The sequence below is a fragment of the Streptomyces sp. NBC_01241 genome, from assembly GCF_041435435.1.
GTDB lineage: Bacteria > Actinomycetota > Actinomycetes > Streptomycetales > Streptomycetaceae > Streptomyces.
Window position 1 is genome coordinate 5663808 of record NZ_CP108494.1, and the last position, 16623, is coordinate 5680430.

The 16623-nt window shown below is 72.1% G+C and carries 8 protein-coding genes; 6 read left to right on the forward strand and 2 right to left on the reverse strand.

Annotated features, from left to right (window positions below; all coding sequences use genetic code 11):
• Nucleotides 1–328 precede the first annotated feature (328 nt).
• Nucleotides 329–3262, reverse strand: coding sequence for a lysylphosphatidylglycerol synthase domain-containing protein (locus OG306_RS25530; protein ID WP_266905504.1), 2934 nt, complete (start codon nucleotides 3260–3262; stop codon nucleotides 329–331).
• 221 nt (nucleotides 3263–3483) lie between these two features.
• On the opposite strand from OG306_RS25530, the gene OG306_RS25535 reads away from it, so the two are divergent.
• From OG306_RS25535 to nudC, 5 genes are all read left to right on the forward strand, one after another.
• Nucleotides 3484–3921, forward strand: coding sequence for an MGMT family protein (locus OG306_RS25535; RefSeq protein WP_266748396.1), 438 nt, complete (start codon nucleotides 3484–3486; stop codon nucleotides 3919–3921).
• Between the two features lie 376 nt (nucleotides 3922–4297).
• Nucleotides 4298–7786 carry an ATP-dependent helicase gene (locus tag OG306_RS25540; RefSeq protein WP_266748397.1) on the forward strand — a complete coding sequence of 1163 codons (3489 nt, stop codon included), beginning with the start codon at nucleotides 4298–4300 and terminating at the stop codon, nucleotides 7784–7786.
• A gap of 61 nt (nucleotides 7787–7847) precedes the next feature.
• Nucleotides 7848–11402 (forward strand): UvrD-helicase domain-containing protein, encoded by a 3555-nt coding sequence (locus tag OG306_RS25545; RefSeq protein WP_327349352.1) that lies wholly within the window; start codon nucleotides 7848–7850, stop codon nucleotides 11400–11402.
• A gap of 10 nt (nucleotides 11403–11412) precedes the next feature.
• A complete protein-coding gene (locus OG306_RS25550; RefSeq protein ID WP_266748399.1) occupies nucleotides 11413–12807 on the forward strand; it encodes a dipeptidase in 1395 nt (464 codons plus the stop codon).
• A gap of 44 nt (nucleotides 12808–12851) precedes the next feature.
• Entirely contained in the window at nucleotides 12852–13799 is a 948-nt protein-coding gene (gene nudC, locus OG306_RS25555; RefSeq protein ID WP_266748400.1) for an NAD(+) diphosphatase, read from the forward strand.
• 100 nt (nucleotides 13800–13899) lie between these two features.
• Here the strand turns inward: nudC and OG306_RS25560 are convergent, their stop codons facing one another.
• On the reverse strand, nucleotides 13900–14154 hold the full coding sequence (locus OG306_RS25560) for a mycoredoxin (protein ID WP_266748401.1): 255 nt from the start codon (nucleotides 14152–14154) through the stop codon (nucleotides 13900–13902).
• A gap of 187 nt (nucleotides 14155–14341) precedes the next feature.
• On the opposite strand from OG306_RS25560, the gene OG306_RS25565 reads away from it, so the two are divergent.
• Entirely contained in the window at nucleotides 14342–16597 is a 2256-nt protein-coding gene (locus tag OG306_RS25565; protein ID WP_266748402.1) for an ATP-dependent DNA helicase UvrD2, read from the forward strand.
• Nucleotides 16598–16623: the final 26 nt, after the last annotated feature.

Sequence of the window (16623 nt, forward strand, 5' to 3'; positions counted from 1 at the left end):
CGTGCGGCGGGAACCGGACCGTTGCACGGGCACCGGTCCAAGCGGGTGGCCCAGGGGCGCCCGAATCGCCCGACCGGCCTTGCGATCGCCTGACCGGCCTCACGGGCTGTGCCGGCGCCCGCCCGGCCCGAGGGCGAGCTCGCAGGACGGCTGAGGCCCCGTCAGGGCTCGCCCGCGACAAGCCGTACGCGCGTCGGAGTCCGCTCTTTTCCCTGCGGGTCGGAGTTCGCCCGCGGCGGTACGCGGCGCAGTGGGCCTTGCCTGCGGGGCAGAGCTCGCCCTTGCCAGTCGGAGCTCGCCCTTGCGGGTCAGAGTTCGTCCTTACGGGTCAGAGCTCGCCCTTGCGGGTCAGATGGTTGAAGCAGAGCCAGCCGGGAAGCACCGGCAGCCACAGCGTCAGCAGCCGGTAGAGCAGAACGGCCGGTGCCGCGACCTCCTTCGGCAGGCCGACCGCGATCAGCCCCAGTGTCAGCGCGCCCTCGACCGCACCCATTCCGCCCGGTGTGGGCGCCGCCGACCCCAGCGCGTTACCGGCCAGGAAGACCACTGCGATGCTTGCGTAACTGAGATGCGGCACATCCGGGCCGCTGAACGCCCGGACCGACGCGTCCAGACACATCACGAACAGGCCGGTCAGCAGCAGCATCCCGCCGATGCCCGTCAGCAGCTTCTGCGGCCGCTGCACCACGTCGAGCATGCGCGGTACGACCCCGGCGAACAGCGACCGCACCCGTGTCACCACGAACTTCCGCAGGAACGGAACCGCGGTTACCACCAGCACCAGCACGGCGACCGTCAGCAGCCCGGCGATCACCGTCCTGGAAGGCGTGAGCGAGGACGGGGTCTTCTCCGTACCGGTCAGATAGCCGAACGCCGCCAGCAACAGGATGTGGCAGCCGAGACCGAACAGCTGCGAGGCGCCGACACTCGCCACGGCGAGCCCCGGACGTACGCCGGCACGCTGGAGGAAGCGGGTGTTCAGCGCGACACCGCCGACCGCGGCCGGCGCGACGATCTTCACGAAGGACCCGGCGACCTGCGCCAGCACGGTCTTGCCGAACGGCACCCGCTCCGGCACGAAGCCCAGCAGGCTCATCGCCGCCGCGACGTAGCTGAGGGCCGAGAAGCCGACCGCAGCCGCCACCCAGCCCCACTCCGCCTGCTCGACCACCGCACCGAAGTCCGCCTGGGTGAACTGCGAGATGAGGAAGTACGCGGCGATCGCGCCGGCGATGCAGCTGACCAGGGTGCGCGCCTTGATGCGCTCCAGCCGGACCGGCTCGACCGGCGCCTGCGGCCGGATCAGCAGCACCTGCTGTCGCATCTGGGAGAGCAGGTCCTCCTCGCGCGCCTCTTCCAGGGCGTCTTCCATGGCCCGCTTCTCGGCCTGCTTCTGGATACGGAGCGACTTGCGGGCGGCCTTGCGGGCCGCCTTGTGGCCGATACCCGCGGCGGCGGTGGCGGGCTCCTGAGCCGTCGCCCCGTTTTCGAGTGCCCTGGCCCGCTTGGCCGCGTCCGACGCGTCGAGCACCGCCTCGCGCTCGCGCTGCGAGCGTTCCCGGGCGAGCCGGCGCAGGGTCGCCCGGGTGGAGCGGCTCAGCGCGATCGGCTGGAGCAACGGCAGACAGTCCGCTACGGCATCGGGCCCCAGCACCTCCAGCGCACCGGCCACGGCCCGCTCGGCGCCCACCCGCAGACCCATGGTGGTCAGCAGCTGGGCGACGTCCATCCGCAGGACCAGATCCCCGGCCGCGATCTCGCCGCCGCGCAGATCGGTGACGAACACCTTGCCGGAAAGATCCACCAGGATGGCGTCACCCGTGAGCCTGCGGTGCGCGATCCGTCGCGACTGGAGCGCCTTCACCTGATGCCAGGCGCCTCGCACCAGCTCGTCGGTGATCTCCGAGTCCTCCAGTGCGTCCAGGGAACGGCCGCCGATGTGCTCGTACACGAGCATCACGGCGTCGGGCCCGAGTTCCGAGGTGGCGATCAGTTTGGGCGCGTTGGCTCCGGCGGCGATCGCCGCGTACGCCAGCAGCGCCTCCTGCTCCAGCGCCTGGCGCAGCGACTGGATGGAACGGCGCTGGGTGATGCCGCGCAGCGTGAGCCTGCGCCACACCCGGTAGAAGAAGCCCTGGGCCTGCTGCTCGCGGTCGACGACCGTCACGTCGAGCGGCGGCCCGTCCTCCAGGGTGACCAGATAGCGCCGCCCGCGGTCGTTCTGGTCGCCGGAGTCGGGCGCGTCCTCGGCGCGCATCGCGGTGACCGGGTGGAAGCCGACATGGCGCAGACCGGCCATCAGGTGCTGACCGGTCGGCCGGACGTTGGGCGAGCCGACCGTGTACAGCGTGCCGTAGGCCACGGTCCAGCCGATCAGCACGGTGAGGACGATCGAGAACGGAGTCGTGTAGCCGCCGACCAGCATGGCGAACGCGTCGAGCAGCAGCACCACCCACAGCACGACGCGCCAGCGCGGCCGTCTCGCCATCCCGACCGCCGTCATATAGGCGATCACGGGGGCGAGATAGCCGTGTACGGGATCGGTGAGCGCGTCACCGGGCTGCGGCTGGGTCAGGGCGTCCTGGATGGTGCCGGGGGCGGACTTGGCCACCCAGAGGTCGGCGGCGAGCGTGACACCGTGTGCCAGTACGGCGGCGAGCACCCCGTCCGCGATCCGCAGTCCGTCACGTTTGATCAGCCGTTCGATGGCGAAGGCGACCGGAACGAGCAGCACGGCGATGCTGGACACCAGCCCGGCCATCTTGATCAGGATGTCGGGCGCCTGGCCGGTGCCCTTGTTGATGTCCTGTTCGAGGCCGGTGGTCGTGCCGTGGGCGAACGCGGCGATCGAGAACAGGATGACGATCGCGAGGACGCCGATGAGGAGCCGCATGAGATCGGAGGGGCGGTGCACCCGAGCGGGGAGCAGCGGCTCGTCGCCCGAGACGCGCTCGGCCTGGTCCGCCGCGACGGAACAGAGCGTCGAGCCGGTCAGGTGCTCGGGGACGTCCTGCCGTCCGGCACCGGGCGTGGTCTGCTGCTCGCCGGGTGCGTCTTGCTCTGTACGGTCCGCTTGTTTCGCTTGGTCCGCTCGGTCTGCTTGCTTTGCTTGGTCTGCGCCGGGCTTTGTTTGCTCCGCACCTGGCGTCCGCTGCTTCGCGCCGGGCTCTTCTTGTTCCGCACCGGGCTTTTCGGCGGGCCCGTCCGACACGTCCGAGTACGGCTCGGCGTCAGGGGCGTCCGCCGCCTTCGGTGGCTGCACGCCCTGCTCCTTCGTCGCCTCAGATGGGTCTTCGTGTTCTCGTATCACCGGTCACCGCCTGCACGATGGTGGCACGGCCCGGCGACAGAGGAGGGCATCAGGGTGCACCGCGCGGACACGCGAAGCGCAAGATACGCTCCTTTGCTTCCGCACGCACGCCCCGTGAACGGGCGCCCGCGGACCGGGCCGGGCTGTCGGTGGTGTACGGCAGGATGGGTCGGATGAGCCAACACCGGACGAGTGGCAACGGGACGAACGGCGACCGGACGAACGATGAGTTGCCGGAGTACGCGGAGCGGGTTCTCGATGTCGCCGAGCTGATCCCGCCCGGCCGTGTCATGACGTACGGAGATGTCGCCGAGTGGCTCGGCGACGGCGGCCCGCGCCAGGTCGGCCGGGTCATGGCGCTGTATGGGGCCGCGGTGCCGTGGTGGCGTGTGGTGCGCGCCGACGGGGCGCTGCTGCCCGGCCATGAACTGCGGGCGCTGGACCACTACCGCGAGGAGAGCACCCCGCTGCGCGTGGCGTCGAGCAGCGCGGAGGGCCATGTGCCGCGCCTCGACATGAAGCGGGCGCGGTGGGACGGCGTCACCGGTCGCGCGGACGCCGACGCCGACGCCGACGCGGACAAGGACAGGGGCGGAGGTGCTCACACCTGACAGCTTCGGCCATTCGGGTGCCCCATGGGCGGTGCCAGGCCTGGCGGGTGATGTGGAACACGACGCGTTGGGCGACGACACCCGCGAGGCGCGTGGCGCCTGTGAGATGTGTTGCACCCACGAGGCGCGTGGCGCCTGCGACGCGTGTGACGCCTGTGACATCCGTGACCCCGAACGTGACGAGGTACGCAGCGGACTCGCCCCGTAGCGCGCCCCCGCTGGCGTAGCGTCGTCAGTTCGCAGCACGTACCGCACTCTCATCACCGGTACACCCAGTACACGCACGGAAAAGCCCCCGTGCACGCACGCACGACCCACGTACATCCAGTACCCCCGACACGAACACCCAGCACACCCACCAGGACCGGCGACCCACGTGAGCACCTCCTCCACCCGGCACAGCCCGCACCGTCAGGCACGGCAGCGGACCGCGGGCGCGTACCGACTGGTGCGCACCCCGCCGGGCTCCGTGGACCTCCCTCTCCTGGACGCGGCGCAACGCGCGGTGGTTGACCACCCCGGCGGCCCGCTTCTGGTGCTCGCCGGACCCGGCACCGGCAAGACGACCACGCTCGTCGAGGCGGTCGCCACACGTGTGATCTCGGGCACCGACCCGGCCCGCATCCTGGTCCTCACCTTCAGCCGCAAGGCCGCCGTGGAGCTGCGCGACCGGATGGCCGCCCGGCTCGGTGCCGCCCGCGGTCCGCAGGCCACCACGTTCCACTCCTTCTGTTACGCACTGGTCCGCGCCCATCAGGACGCCGACCTCTTCGCCGAACCGACGCGGCTGCTCTCCGGACCGGAGCAGGACGTCACCGTCCGCGAGCTGCTCGCCGGCCAGCTCGAACTGGAACGGGACGGCTTCCCGCACATCCGCTGGCCCGACGAATTGCGGGCCTGCCTCACCACGCGCGGCTTCGCCGACGAGGTACGGGCGGTGCTCGCCCGCAGCCGCGAGCTGGGCCTGGGCCCGGACGCGCTGGCCGACTTCGCCCGCCGCACCGGCCGGCCGGACTGGGGCGCCGCCGCCGCATTCCTCGCCGAGTACCTGGATGTGCTGGACGCGCAGGGGGTGCTGGACTACGCGGAGCTGGTGCACCGGGCCGTCCTGCTCGCGGAGCACCCCGAGGTGTCGGAGCTGCTGGCCGGGCGGTACGACGCGGTGTTCGTGGACGAGTACCAGGATACGGACCCGGCGCAGGTACGGCTGCTGCGTGCGCTGGCCGGCAACCGGGGGAGCGCTCCGGGCGCCGGGGGCGGCCGGGAGCTGATCGCCTTCGGTGACCCGGATCAGTCGATCTACGCGTTCCGGGGCGCGGATGTGAACGGCATCCTCGACTTCCCGGACATGTTCCGGCGGGCGGACGGCGCCCCGGCCCCGGTCGGCGTCCTCACCACCTCGCGCCGTTCCGGCGGACAGCTGCTGGCCGCCACCCGGCTGCTCACCCGCCGGATGCCACTGACCCGGCTGCCCTCGGCGAAGGTCCGCGCCCACCGGGAGCTCGCCGCGGTCCGCGAGGGCGGCAGCGTGGAGGCGTACACCTATCCGACCGCCTCGGCCGAGCTGGACAACATCGCCGATCTGCTGCGCCGGGCGCATCTGGAGGACGGCGTTCCGTGGCACGAGATGGCGGTTCTGGTACGGGCCGGAGGCCGCGTGATCCCCTCCGTGCGCCGGGCACTGACGTCGGCGGGCGTCCCCCTGGAGGTCGACGGCGACGACCTTCCCCTGCGGCACGAACCGGCGGTGGCCCCGCTCCTGACAGCCCTCCGCGCAGTCGCCACAGCGGCCCTGCGACGGAGTGCGCCGGGCGCGGAGGCTCCCGTTCCCGACCGGAAACCCGACCGGAAACCCGACCAGGAATCCGACCGGCTTCCCGACTTCGATGTCGACCGGGAACCCGACCTCGGTCCCGATCTCGGTCCCGATCTCGGTCCCGACCGGGAACCCGGCAGGCCCACTGAGGAACCACCCGCCCTCGAAGCGCCCTTCTGGCTCGACACCGAGACCGCCCTGACCCTCCTCACCTCCCCTCTCGGCTCCATGGACGCGGCCGACCTGCGCCGGCTCGGCCGGGCCCTGCGCGACGAGGAGCGCGCCGCCGGGAATCGCGTACCGGCGCCCTCCGGCGACCTGTTGGCGCGCGCGCTCGCCGAGCCCGAACGGCTCGTCACGCACGATCCGGCGTACGCCCGCGGCGCCCAGCGCCTCGGTGCGCTCCTGCGCAAGGCGCGCGAGCTCCTCGAAGGCGGCGGCACCGCGGAGGAGGCTCTGTGGGAGCTGTGGGCCGGCACCCCGTGGCCGGGGCGGCTGGAGCGTGCCGCACTGCGCGGGGGCGCGGGCGGTCGCAACGCCGACCGCGACCTCGACGCCGTCTGCGCGCTCTTCGACACGGCGGCCCGAGCCGAGGAACGTACCGGCGGACGGGGTGCGCTCAACTTCCTGGAGGAGGTCGACGCCCAGGACATCGCCGCCGACACCCTGTCCAGGCGTGCGGTGCGCCCCGAGGCCGTACGGCTGATGACCGCGCACCGCTCCAAGGGTCTGGAATGGCGCCTCGTCGTCGTCGCGGGCGTGCAGGAGGGACTCTGGCCGGACCTGCGCCGCCGCGGTTCGCTGCTCGAAGCGGACCGGATCGGCCGCGACGGCCTGGCGGAACCGCTCACCCCCGGGGCCCTCCTCGCCGAGGAACGCCGCCTCTTCTACGTCGCGGCGACCCGGGCCCGCGAACGTCTCGTCGTCACCGCGGTCAAGGCACCCGCCGACGACGGCGATCAGCCGTCCCGCTTCCTCACCGAACTCGGCGTCGAACCGCGCGACGTCACCGGCCGGCCGCGCCGCCCCCTTGCCGTCGCCGCGCTCGTCGCCGAACTCCGCGCCACCACTGTCGACCCCGACGCCTCCGACGCGCTGCGCGAGGAGGCCGCCCACCGCCTCGCACGCCTCGCCGCGCTCACCGACGACGAGGGCCAGCCGCTCGTACCCGCGGCCCACCCCTACCGCTGGTGGGGCCTGTACGAGCCGACCCGCTCCACCGTCCCGCTCCGCGACCGCGACCAGCCCGTGGCCCTGTCCGGCAGCGCGCTCGACCAGCTCGCCAACACCTGCGCGCTCCAGTGGTTCCTCGGCCGCGAAGTGAAGGCGGACGCCCCGGCGACGGCCGCCCAGGGCTTCGGCAACGTCGTCCACGTCCTGGCCGACGAGGTGGCATCCGGGCGCACCCCCGCCGATCTGGCCGTCCTGATGGAGCGGCTCGACTCGGTCTGGGACGGCCTCGTCTTCGACGCCCCCTGGAAGTCCCAGCAGGAGAAGGAACAGGCCAGGGCCGCCCTCGAACGCTTCCTGCGCTGGCACGTCATGGACCGCGCCGGGCGCACCCCCACCGCCAGTGAGCACGACTTCGACGTGACGCTGGAGGCGGGGGAGTACGAAGTACGCATCCGGGGCTCCATGGACCGCGTCGAACAGGACGCCGACGGCCGGGCGTACGTCGTCGACTTCAAGACCGGCAAACAGTCCCCGACCAAGGACGAGGTCACCCGCCACCCCCAGCTCGCCGTGTACCAGCTGGCCGTACGGGAAGGCGCGGTCGACGAGATCTTCGACGGGCGGCGCCCCGTGCCCGGCGGCGCCGAACTCGTACAGCTGCGTCAGCCCGCCCCCAAGAAGGAGGGCGGCGACGCCCTTCCCAAGGTGCAGGCCCAGGAGCCTCTCTCCGGTGAGTGGGTCCCCGACCTGCTGGCCACGGCCGCCGGACGGGTCCTGGACGAACGGTTCACGCCCACGACCGGCCAGCACTGCACGCACTGCGCCTTCCGAGCCTCGTGCAGCGCGCAGCCGGAGGGCCGGCACATCTTGGAGTGAGCCGGGTACGGAGTCCCCGGCGGACCGCACGTTGTCAGTGCGTCCGGTTAGCCTCGGTCGGGTGTCCTCACCTCTCACTGATCCCGAGCAGCTGAAGGAGTTCCTCGGGATCCCGTTCACCCCGGAGCAGACGGCCTGCATCACAGCGCCGCCCGCCCCGCAGGTGATCGTGGCCGGAGCCGGGTCGGGGAAGACCACGGTGATGGCGGCGCGCGTGGTGTGGCTGGTGGGGACGGGGCAGGTGGCCCCCGAGCAGGTCCTCGGACTCACCTTCACCAACAAGGCGGCGGGCGAGCTCGCCGAGCGCGTCCGCAAGGCCCTGGTCGCGGCCGGGGTCACCGATCCGGACGCCATCGACCCGGACAACCCTCCGGGCGAGCCCAGCATCTCCACGTACCACGCCTTCGCCGGCCGGCTGCTCACCGAGCACGGACTGCGCATCGGCCTCGAACCCACCACCCGCCTCCTCGCCGACGCCACCCGTTACCAGCTCGCCGCCCGCGTACTGCGCGAGGCGCCCGGCCCTTACCCGGCCCTGACCAGGTCGTTCCCCACACTGGTCAGCGATCTGCTGGCCCTCGACGCCGAGCTGGCCGAACATCTCGTACGCCCCGAACAGCTCGCGGGGTACGACACCGGCCTGCTCCGTACGCTCGAATCGGCCCGGCTCACCAACGCCGAGCTGCGCAAGATCCCCGAGACGGCGCAGGCCCGCCGAGAGCTGCTGCAACTGACCCGCCGCTACCGCGAGGCCAAGAAGAGCCGCGACCTCCTCGACTTCGGCGACCAGATCGCGCTCTCCGCCGAACTGGCCCTCACCCGCCCGGAGGTCGGCGCGATCCTGCGCGACGAGTTCCGCGTCGTGCTGCTCGACGAGTACCAGGACACCTCGGTCGCCCAGCGCCTGCTACTCTCCGCCCTCTTCGGCCGCGGTCCGGAAGACGGCGGTCCGGCAGGCGGCGGTCCGGCAGGCGGAGTTCCCGAAGGGGATGGTCCCGAAGGTGCGGCGGCGACCGGGCACGCCGTCACCGCCGTCGGCGACCCCTGTCAGGCGATCTACGGCTGGCGCGGTGCCTCCGTGGCCAACCTCGACGACTTCCCGCTCCACTTCCCGCACGCCGACGGCACCCCCGCCACCCGCTACTCCCTCAGCGAGAACCGCCGCAGCGGCGGCCGGCTCCTCCACCTCGCCAATGGCCTCGCGGCACCCCTGCGCGCCATGCACGAGGGCGTCGAAGCCCTGCGCCCCGCCCCGGGTGCCGAGCGCGACGGCATCGTCCGCTGCGCCCTGCTGCGTACCCACACCGAAGAGATCGACTGGCTGGCCGACTCGATCGCCCACCTCGTCACGACCGGCAAGGCGCCCGGCGAGATCGCCGTCCTGTGCCGCACCGCGGGCGACTTCCCGGAGATCCAGGCGGCGCTGGTGGCCCGTGACGTCCCGGTCGAGGTCGTCGGCCTGTCCGGGCTGCTGCACCTGCCCGAGGTCGCCGACCTCGTCGCGGTCTGCGAGGTCCTTCAGGACCCCGGTGCCAACGCCTCCCTGGTCCGGCTGCTCACCGGCCCCCGCTGGCGGATCGGCCCCCGCGACCTGGCGCTCCTCGGCCGCCGTGCCCGCCTCCTCGTCCACCGCGCGGCCGACGGCGACGACGCCGACCCCGACCGCCGCCTCGCCGAGGCCGTCGAGGGCGTCGACCCGGCCGAAGTGATCTCGCTCGCCGACGCGCTGGACACCTTCCTCGAATCGGGCGGCGGTGTGGACGACGGGCTTCCGTTCTCCACCGAGGCCCGCATCCGCTTCGCCCGCCTGGCTGCCGAACTGCGCGACCTGCGCCGCTCACTGGCCGACCCCCTGATGGACGTGCTGCACCGCGTCCTCGCCACCACCGGCCTGGAGGTCGAGCTCTCCGCGTCACCGCACGCCCTGGCCGCTCGCCGCCGTGAGACCCTCTCCAACTTCCTCGACGTGGCCGCCCGCTTCGCCGCCGTCGAAGGCGAGGCCACCCTTCTCGCCTTCCTGGGCTTCCTGCGGACCGCCGTCCAGTACGAGAAGGGCCTGGACAACGCACTGCCCGGCGGCGAGAACACCGTCAAGGTCCTCACCGCACACAAGTCCAAGGGCCTGGAATGGGATGTCGTCGCGGTGCCCGGCCTGGTCACCGGCCAGTTCCCGAGCAGCCAGTCCCGCGACGCCTGGACCTCCCAGTCCAAGGTCCTCCCGCACGCCCTGCGCGGGGACACGGCCACCCTCCCCGTCCTCCACTCCTGGGACGCCAAGGGGCTCAAGGGCTTCAAGGAGGAGATGAAGGAGCACCAGCACACCGAGGAGCTCCGCCTCGGATACGTCACCTTCACCCGGCCCCGCACCCTGCTGCTCGGATCAGGCCACTGGTGGGGCCCGAGCCAGAAGAAGCCGCGGGGCCCGTCCGGCTTCCTGCACGCGCTGTACGAGCACTGCGTGGCCGGACACGGCGAGATCGAGGCCTGGGCGGACGAACCGGCCGAGGACGAGGAGAACCCGGCGCTCGCCGAGAGGGAGGCCGACCACGCGTGGCCGCTTCCCCTGGACGACACCGCGCTGACCCGCCGCCGGGCCGCCGCGGACACGGTGATGGCGCATCTGGCTGCCCTGGCCGCGACGGGCGGTGCGCTGCCGGACGCGTACGAGGCGCTGCCCGACGCCCCGGACCCGTACGACGCCCCTGAAGACACCCCGTACGACGACGATCTGTTCCCCGACGACGAGGCGTTCCCCAGCGAGGCCGACGAGTGGGACGCCCTGTCGACGGAACCCCCGCAGTCCCCGGCTCCCGCCTCCCGTCCCCACGTTCCCGCGCCCCACACCCCCGCTTCCCACGCCCCCACGCCCCAGGTCCCCGCGGCCCGCACTCCCGAGCCCGCCGGGCAGCGCACCCTCACCCCGGAGGAATCCCGCACGCTCGCCTCCTGGGACCGTGACCTCGACGCCCTCACCGGCGAACTGCGCCGCGCCCGCGCCACCGTGCGCGACGTCCTCGTACCCGCCTCGCTCTCCGCCACCCAGCTGCTGCGTCTCGCCGACGACCCCGACGGCTTCGCCCAGGAGCTGGCCCGCCCGATGCCGCGCCCCCCGCAGGCCGCGGCCCGAAGGGGCACCCGTTTCCACGCCTGGGTGGAGTCCCGCTTCGAGGAGCTGCCGCTGCCCATGCTCGGGCCGGACGAGCTGCCCGGCGGCGACGAGAACGACGCCGAGATCGCCGACGAGCGCGACCTCGGCGCACTCAAGGAGGCCTTCGAGCGCACCCCGTACGCCCGCCGCACCCCGTACCGCGTGGAGACGCCGTTCCAGATCACGCTGGCCGGCCGGGTGATCCGGGGCCGGATCGACGCGGTGTACCGCACCGGGGACACGTACGAGATCGTCGACTGGAAGACCACCCGCACCAACACCGCCGACCCCCTCCAGCTGGCCGTGTACCGCCTGGCCTGGGCCGAGCTGCACGACCTGCCGCTCACCGCCGTCACGGCCACGTTCCTGTACGTACGCAGCGGAGAGACCGTCCACCCCACCCGCCTCCCGGGCCGGGCGGAGCTGGAGCGGCTCCTGCTGGACGAGCCACCCTCCGCAGGCCGATAGGCTCAACCACATGAGCGAGACCCCGGACAGCGCCGTCCGTACGTACACCGAACAGCACCGTGCAGCCTTCCTCGACGACCTCGCCGACTGGCTGCGCATCCCGTCCGTATCTGCCCAGCCGGTCCACGACGGGGACGTACGACGCAGCGCCGAGTGGCTGGCCGCCAAGCTCAAGGAGACCGGTTTCCCGGTCACCGAGATCTGGGAGACGCCCGGCGCTCCCGCGGTCTTCGCCGAGTGGCCGTCCGACGACCCGGACGCCCCGACCGTCCTCGTCTACGGGCACCACGACGTGCAGCCCGCCGCCCGCGAGGACGGCTGGGACACCGACCCGTTCGAGCCGGTGATCCGCGACGGCCGCATGTACGGACGGGGCGCCGCGGACGACAAGGGGCAGGTGTTCTTCCACACCCTCGGCGTCCGGGCCCACCTCGCCGCCACCGGCCGGACCGCCCCCGCCGTCAACCTCAAGCTGCTCATCGAGGGTGAGGAGGAGTCCGGCTCCCCGAACTTCCGCGCCCTGGTCGAGGAGCGGTCCGCCCGGCTCACCGCCGATGCCGTGATCGTCTCCGACACCGGTATGTGGGACGAGACGACCCCCACGGTCTGCACGGGCATGCGCGGCCTCGCCGAGTGCGAGATCGAGCTGTACGGCCCCGAACAGGACATCCACTCCGGATCGTTCGGCGGTGCGGTCCCCAACCCGGCGACGGCCGTGGCCCGGCTTGTCGCCGCACTGCACGACGCGGACGGCAGGGTCGCGATCCCCGGGTTCTACGACGGCGTGACGGAACTCACCGACACCGAGCGCGCGCTCTTCGCCGAACTGCCCTTCGACGAGGCGACCTGGCTGCGTACCGCCAAGTCCCGAGCGGCGTCGGGCGAGGCCGGCTACTCCACGCTGGAACGCATCTGGGCCCGCCCCACCGCCGAGGTCAACGGCATCGGCGGCGGATACCAGGGCGCCGGCAGCAAGACGATCATCCCGTCCGCCGCCCTGGTGAAGATCAGCTTCCGGCTGGTCGCGGGCCAGGACCCCGACCACGTTCAGCAGGTCGTCCGGGCCTGGGCCGAGGCGCAGGTCCCGGCCGGTGTCCGGCACCGGATCACCTTCGCGCCCGCCACCCGTCCCTGTCTGACGCCGCTGGACCACCCCGCCCTGCAGGCCGTGGCCCGCGCCATGGAGCGGGCCTTCGGCCAGAAGATCCTCTTCACCCGCGAAGGAGGCTCGGGGCCCGCCGCCGACCTGCAGGACGTGCTCGGCGCACCCGTCCTCTTCCTGGGCATCTCCGTACCGTCCGACGGCTGGCACGCGCCCAACGAGAAGGTCGAAATCGGCCTTCTGTTCAAGGGCGTGGAGACAGCGGCCCACCTCTGGGGCGAACTGGCCGCCGCACTCCGCTGAATCCTCTGAACACCCGATCCATCTCGGGGGAGTAGGAAGCACCTGTGAGCACCTTCGACAACGCCACCACAGACCGGCCCATCGGTCTCACGGCGCCCAGCGGCATCGACCGGGCGGCGCACCACCGCCTCGACGAGGCCTGGCTGTCCGCCGCGTGGAGCCACCCGACCACCCGTGTGTTCGTCGTCTCCGGCGGGCAGGTGCTGATCGACGACACGGCCGACGGCGGTACGGAGATCGTCATGACCCCGGCCTTCGAGGCCCCGGTCACCGAGACCCACCGCTACTTCCTCGGCACGGACGAGGACGGCATCAGCTACTTCGCGCTCCAGAAGGACTCCCTGCCCGGCCGCATGGACCAGCCGGCCCGTCCGGCCGGCCTGCGCGAGGCCGGGCTGCTGCTCGGCCCCCGCGACGCCGGCCTGATGGTGCACGCGGTGGCTCTGGAGAACTGGCAGCGGCTGCACCGCTTCTGCTCGCGCTGCGGCGAACGCACGGTCATCGCGGCGGCCGGCCACATCCGCCGCTGCCCGGCCTGCGGTGCCGAGCACTACCCGCGTACCGACCCGGCGGTCATCATGCTGGTGACGGACGACCAGGACCGCGCGCTGCTGGGCCGCCAGGTGCACTGGCCCGAGGGCCGCTTCTCGACGCTCGCGGGCTTCGTCGAGCCGGGGGAGTCGATCGAGCAGTCCGTGGCCCGCGAGGTCTTCGAGGAGGCGGGCATCACCGTCGGCGAGGTCGAGTACATCGCCAGCCAGCCCTGGCCGTTCCCGTCCAGCCTGATGCTCGGTTTCATGGCACGCGCGACCTCGTCGGAGATCGACGTGGACGGCGAGGAGATCGAGGAGGCCCGCTGGTTCTCCCGCGAGGACCTGACGGCGGCCTTCGAGTCTGGCGAGGTCATGCCGCCGTTCGGCATCTCGATCGCGGCCCGCCTGATCGAGCTCTGGTACGGCAAGCCGCTCCCGAAGCCGGGCACGGTCGGCTGACGTACGGCATACGGCTCACGGCTCACGCGAACGCCCTCTCCGGTCGAGCACTGGAGAGGGCGTTCGCGTACCGCGTTCCCGCACTGCGGGAGCTGCCGGATCAGACGGCGAGTGCCTGCTTCACCTGGGCCAGGGACGGGTTCGTCATGACGGCCTCGACACCGGTGGAGCCGACGACCAGGACGGTGGGAACGGTCTGGTTGCCCCCGTTGGCCTTCTCGACGAAGGCCGCGGACTCCGGGTCCTGCTCGATGTTGATCTCGTTGTACGCGATGCCCTCGCGGTCCATCTGGCCCTTGAGCCGACGGCAGTAGCCGCACCACGTGGTGCTGTACATCGTCACAGTGCCCGGCATGTCTTCGCGCTCCTTTGGCTCGTCAGTCTGTCTCATCCGTCTCATCCGTCATGCGGAGAAGCTGGAAAGTGCGTCACCGCACGGAAAGGGAACGTACGTGAGGCAACCACCATTCCCGCGACCACCCCCGTATCGGGCGGCAGGCCGCCACCCCGTAGCGGGCCGCCACCCCGCATTAGTACGACAGATGCGGCCCCCCTGTGGACAACCTTCGCACCGGCCTCTTCCGACCTGGCAGCATGGCGGGGTGACAGCAGCAACGCATTCCTCCCTCTTCCCGCAGGTCCCCGAGTCGGCCGACGCCGTGCTCGACGGCCTGGACCCCGAGCAGCGCGAGGTCGCCACGGCCCTGCACGGCCCGGTGTGTGTGCTGGCCGGAGCCGGTACGGGCAAGACGCGCGCGATCACGCATCGCATCGCCTATGGGGTGCGCGCCGGAATACTCCAGCCGACGAGCGTGCTCGCCGTCACCTTCACCAACCGGGCCGCGGGCGAGATGCGGGGACGGCTGCGCCAGCTCGGCGCGGGCGGGGTGCAGGCGCGGACGTTCCACTCCGCCGCCCTGCGCCAGCTCCAGTACTTCTGGCCGAAAGCGGTCGGTGGTGACCTGCCGAGGCTGGTGGAGCGCAAGGTCCAGCTGGTCGCCGAGGCCGCGGCCCGCTGCCGCATCCGCCTCGACCGCAACGAGCTGCGCGATGTCACCAGCGAGATCGAGTGGTCCAAGGTCACCCAGACCGTGCCCGCCGACTACCCGGCCGTGGTCGCCAAGACCCAGCGCGACGCCCCGCGCGACCCGGCGGAGATCTCCCAGATCTATGCGATGTACGAGCAGCTGAAGCGCGACCGCTCGGTGATCGACTTCGAGGACGTGCTGCTTCTCACCGTCGCCATCCTCCAGGACCGCCATGACATCGCCGACCACGTCCGCCGCCAGTACCAGCACTTCGTCGTCGACGAGTACCAGGACGTCAGCCCGCTCCAGCAGCGGCTGCTCGATCTCTGGCTCGGAGACCGCGACACCCTGTGCGTCGTTGGCGACGCCAGCCAGACGATCTACTCCTTCACCGGGGCCACCCCCGACCACCTGCTGAATTTCCGCACCCGCCACCCCAATGCGACGGTGGTGAAGCTGGTCCGGGACTACCGATCCACCCCCCAGGTCGTCCATCTGGCCAACGGGCTGCTCGGCCAGGCCCGCGGCCGTGCCGCCGAGCACCGGCTCGAACTGGTCTCGCAGCGCGAGCCCGGCCCCGAGCCCGCCTATACGGAGTACGCGGACGAGCCCGCGGAGGCCGAGGGCACCGCCCGCCGCATCCGCGATCTGATCGCCGCGGGCGTTCCGGCCGGCGAGATCGCCGTGCTCTACCGGGTCAACTCCCAGTCCGAGGTCTACGAGCAGGCCCTGGCCGACGCGGGCGTTCCGTACCAGCTGCGCGGCGCCGAGCGCTTCTTCGAACGGGCAGAGGTACGAGAGGCCGGCGTCGCCCTGCGCGGCGCGGCCCGCGCGGGGGGCAACGACTCCCTGCTCGACGACGCGGAGGGGCTGTCGGCGGAAGTGCGCGCGGTGCTCTCCACCAAGGGATGGACCACAGAACCGCCCGCGGGCTCCGGCGCGGTGCGCGACCGCTGGGAATCCCTGGCCGCCCTGGTCCGGCTCGCCGAGGACTTCGAACAGGCCAAGCCGGACGCGACACTCTCCGACCTGGTGGCGGAACTCGACGAGCGGGCCGCCGCCCAGCACGCCCCCACCGTCCAGGGAGTCACGCTCGCCTCGCTGCACTCCGCGAAGGGCCTGGAGTGGGACGCCGTGTTCCTGGTCGGTCTGACCGAGGGCATGATGCCGATCACCTACGCCAAGACCGACGAGCAAATCGAGGAGGAGCGTCGCCTGCTGTACGTCGGTGTCACCCGGGCGCGCCTGCACCTCTCGCTGTCGTGGTCGCTGTCCCGCTCACCCGGCGGCCGCGCCGGACGCCGTCCGAGCCGGTTCCTGAACGGACTGCGCCCCGGCTCGGTGGCCCTCGGCGCGCGTGGCGCGGCGGGTGGCGGCGGCGGGATCGAGCGGGGCATCGGACGGATCGCCAGGCGCGGCACGCGCGGCCCTGCCCGGTGCCGGGTCTGCGGCAAAACCCTCACCGACGCGGGCGAGATGAAGCTGATGCGTTGCGACGACTGCCCCTCCGACATGGACGAGGCGCTGTACGAGCGGCTGCGCGACTGGCGGGCGGTCCGGGCGAAGGAGATCGGTCAGCCCGCGTACTGCGTCTTCACGGACAAGACACTGATGGCGATCGCGGAGGCGGTGCCGGGCAGCGCGGGCGAACTGGCCGGGATCTCCGGGGTCGGCGCGCGGAAGCTGGACCGGTTCGGGACCGCGGTACTTGCCATGTGCGCAGGTGAGACGGTGGAGGAAGGGGCCGGGGACGCCGTTGACGAGGTGTGAGAAAAACTCGTCGAAAAAATAGTTTG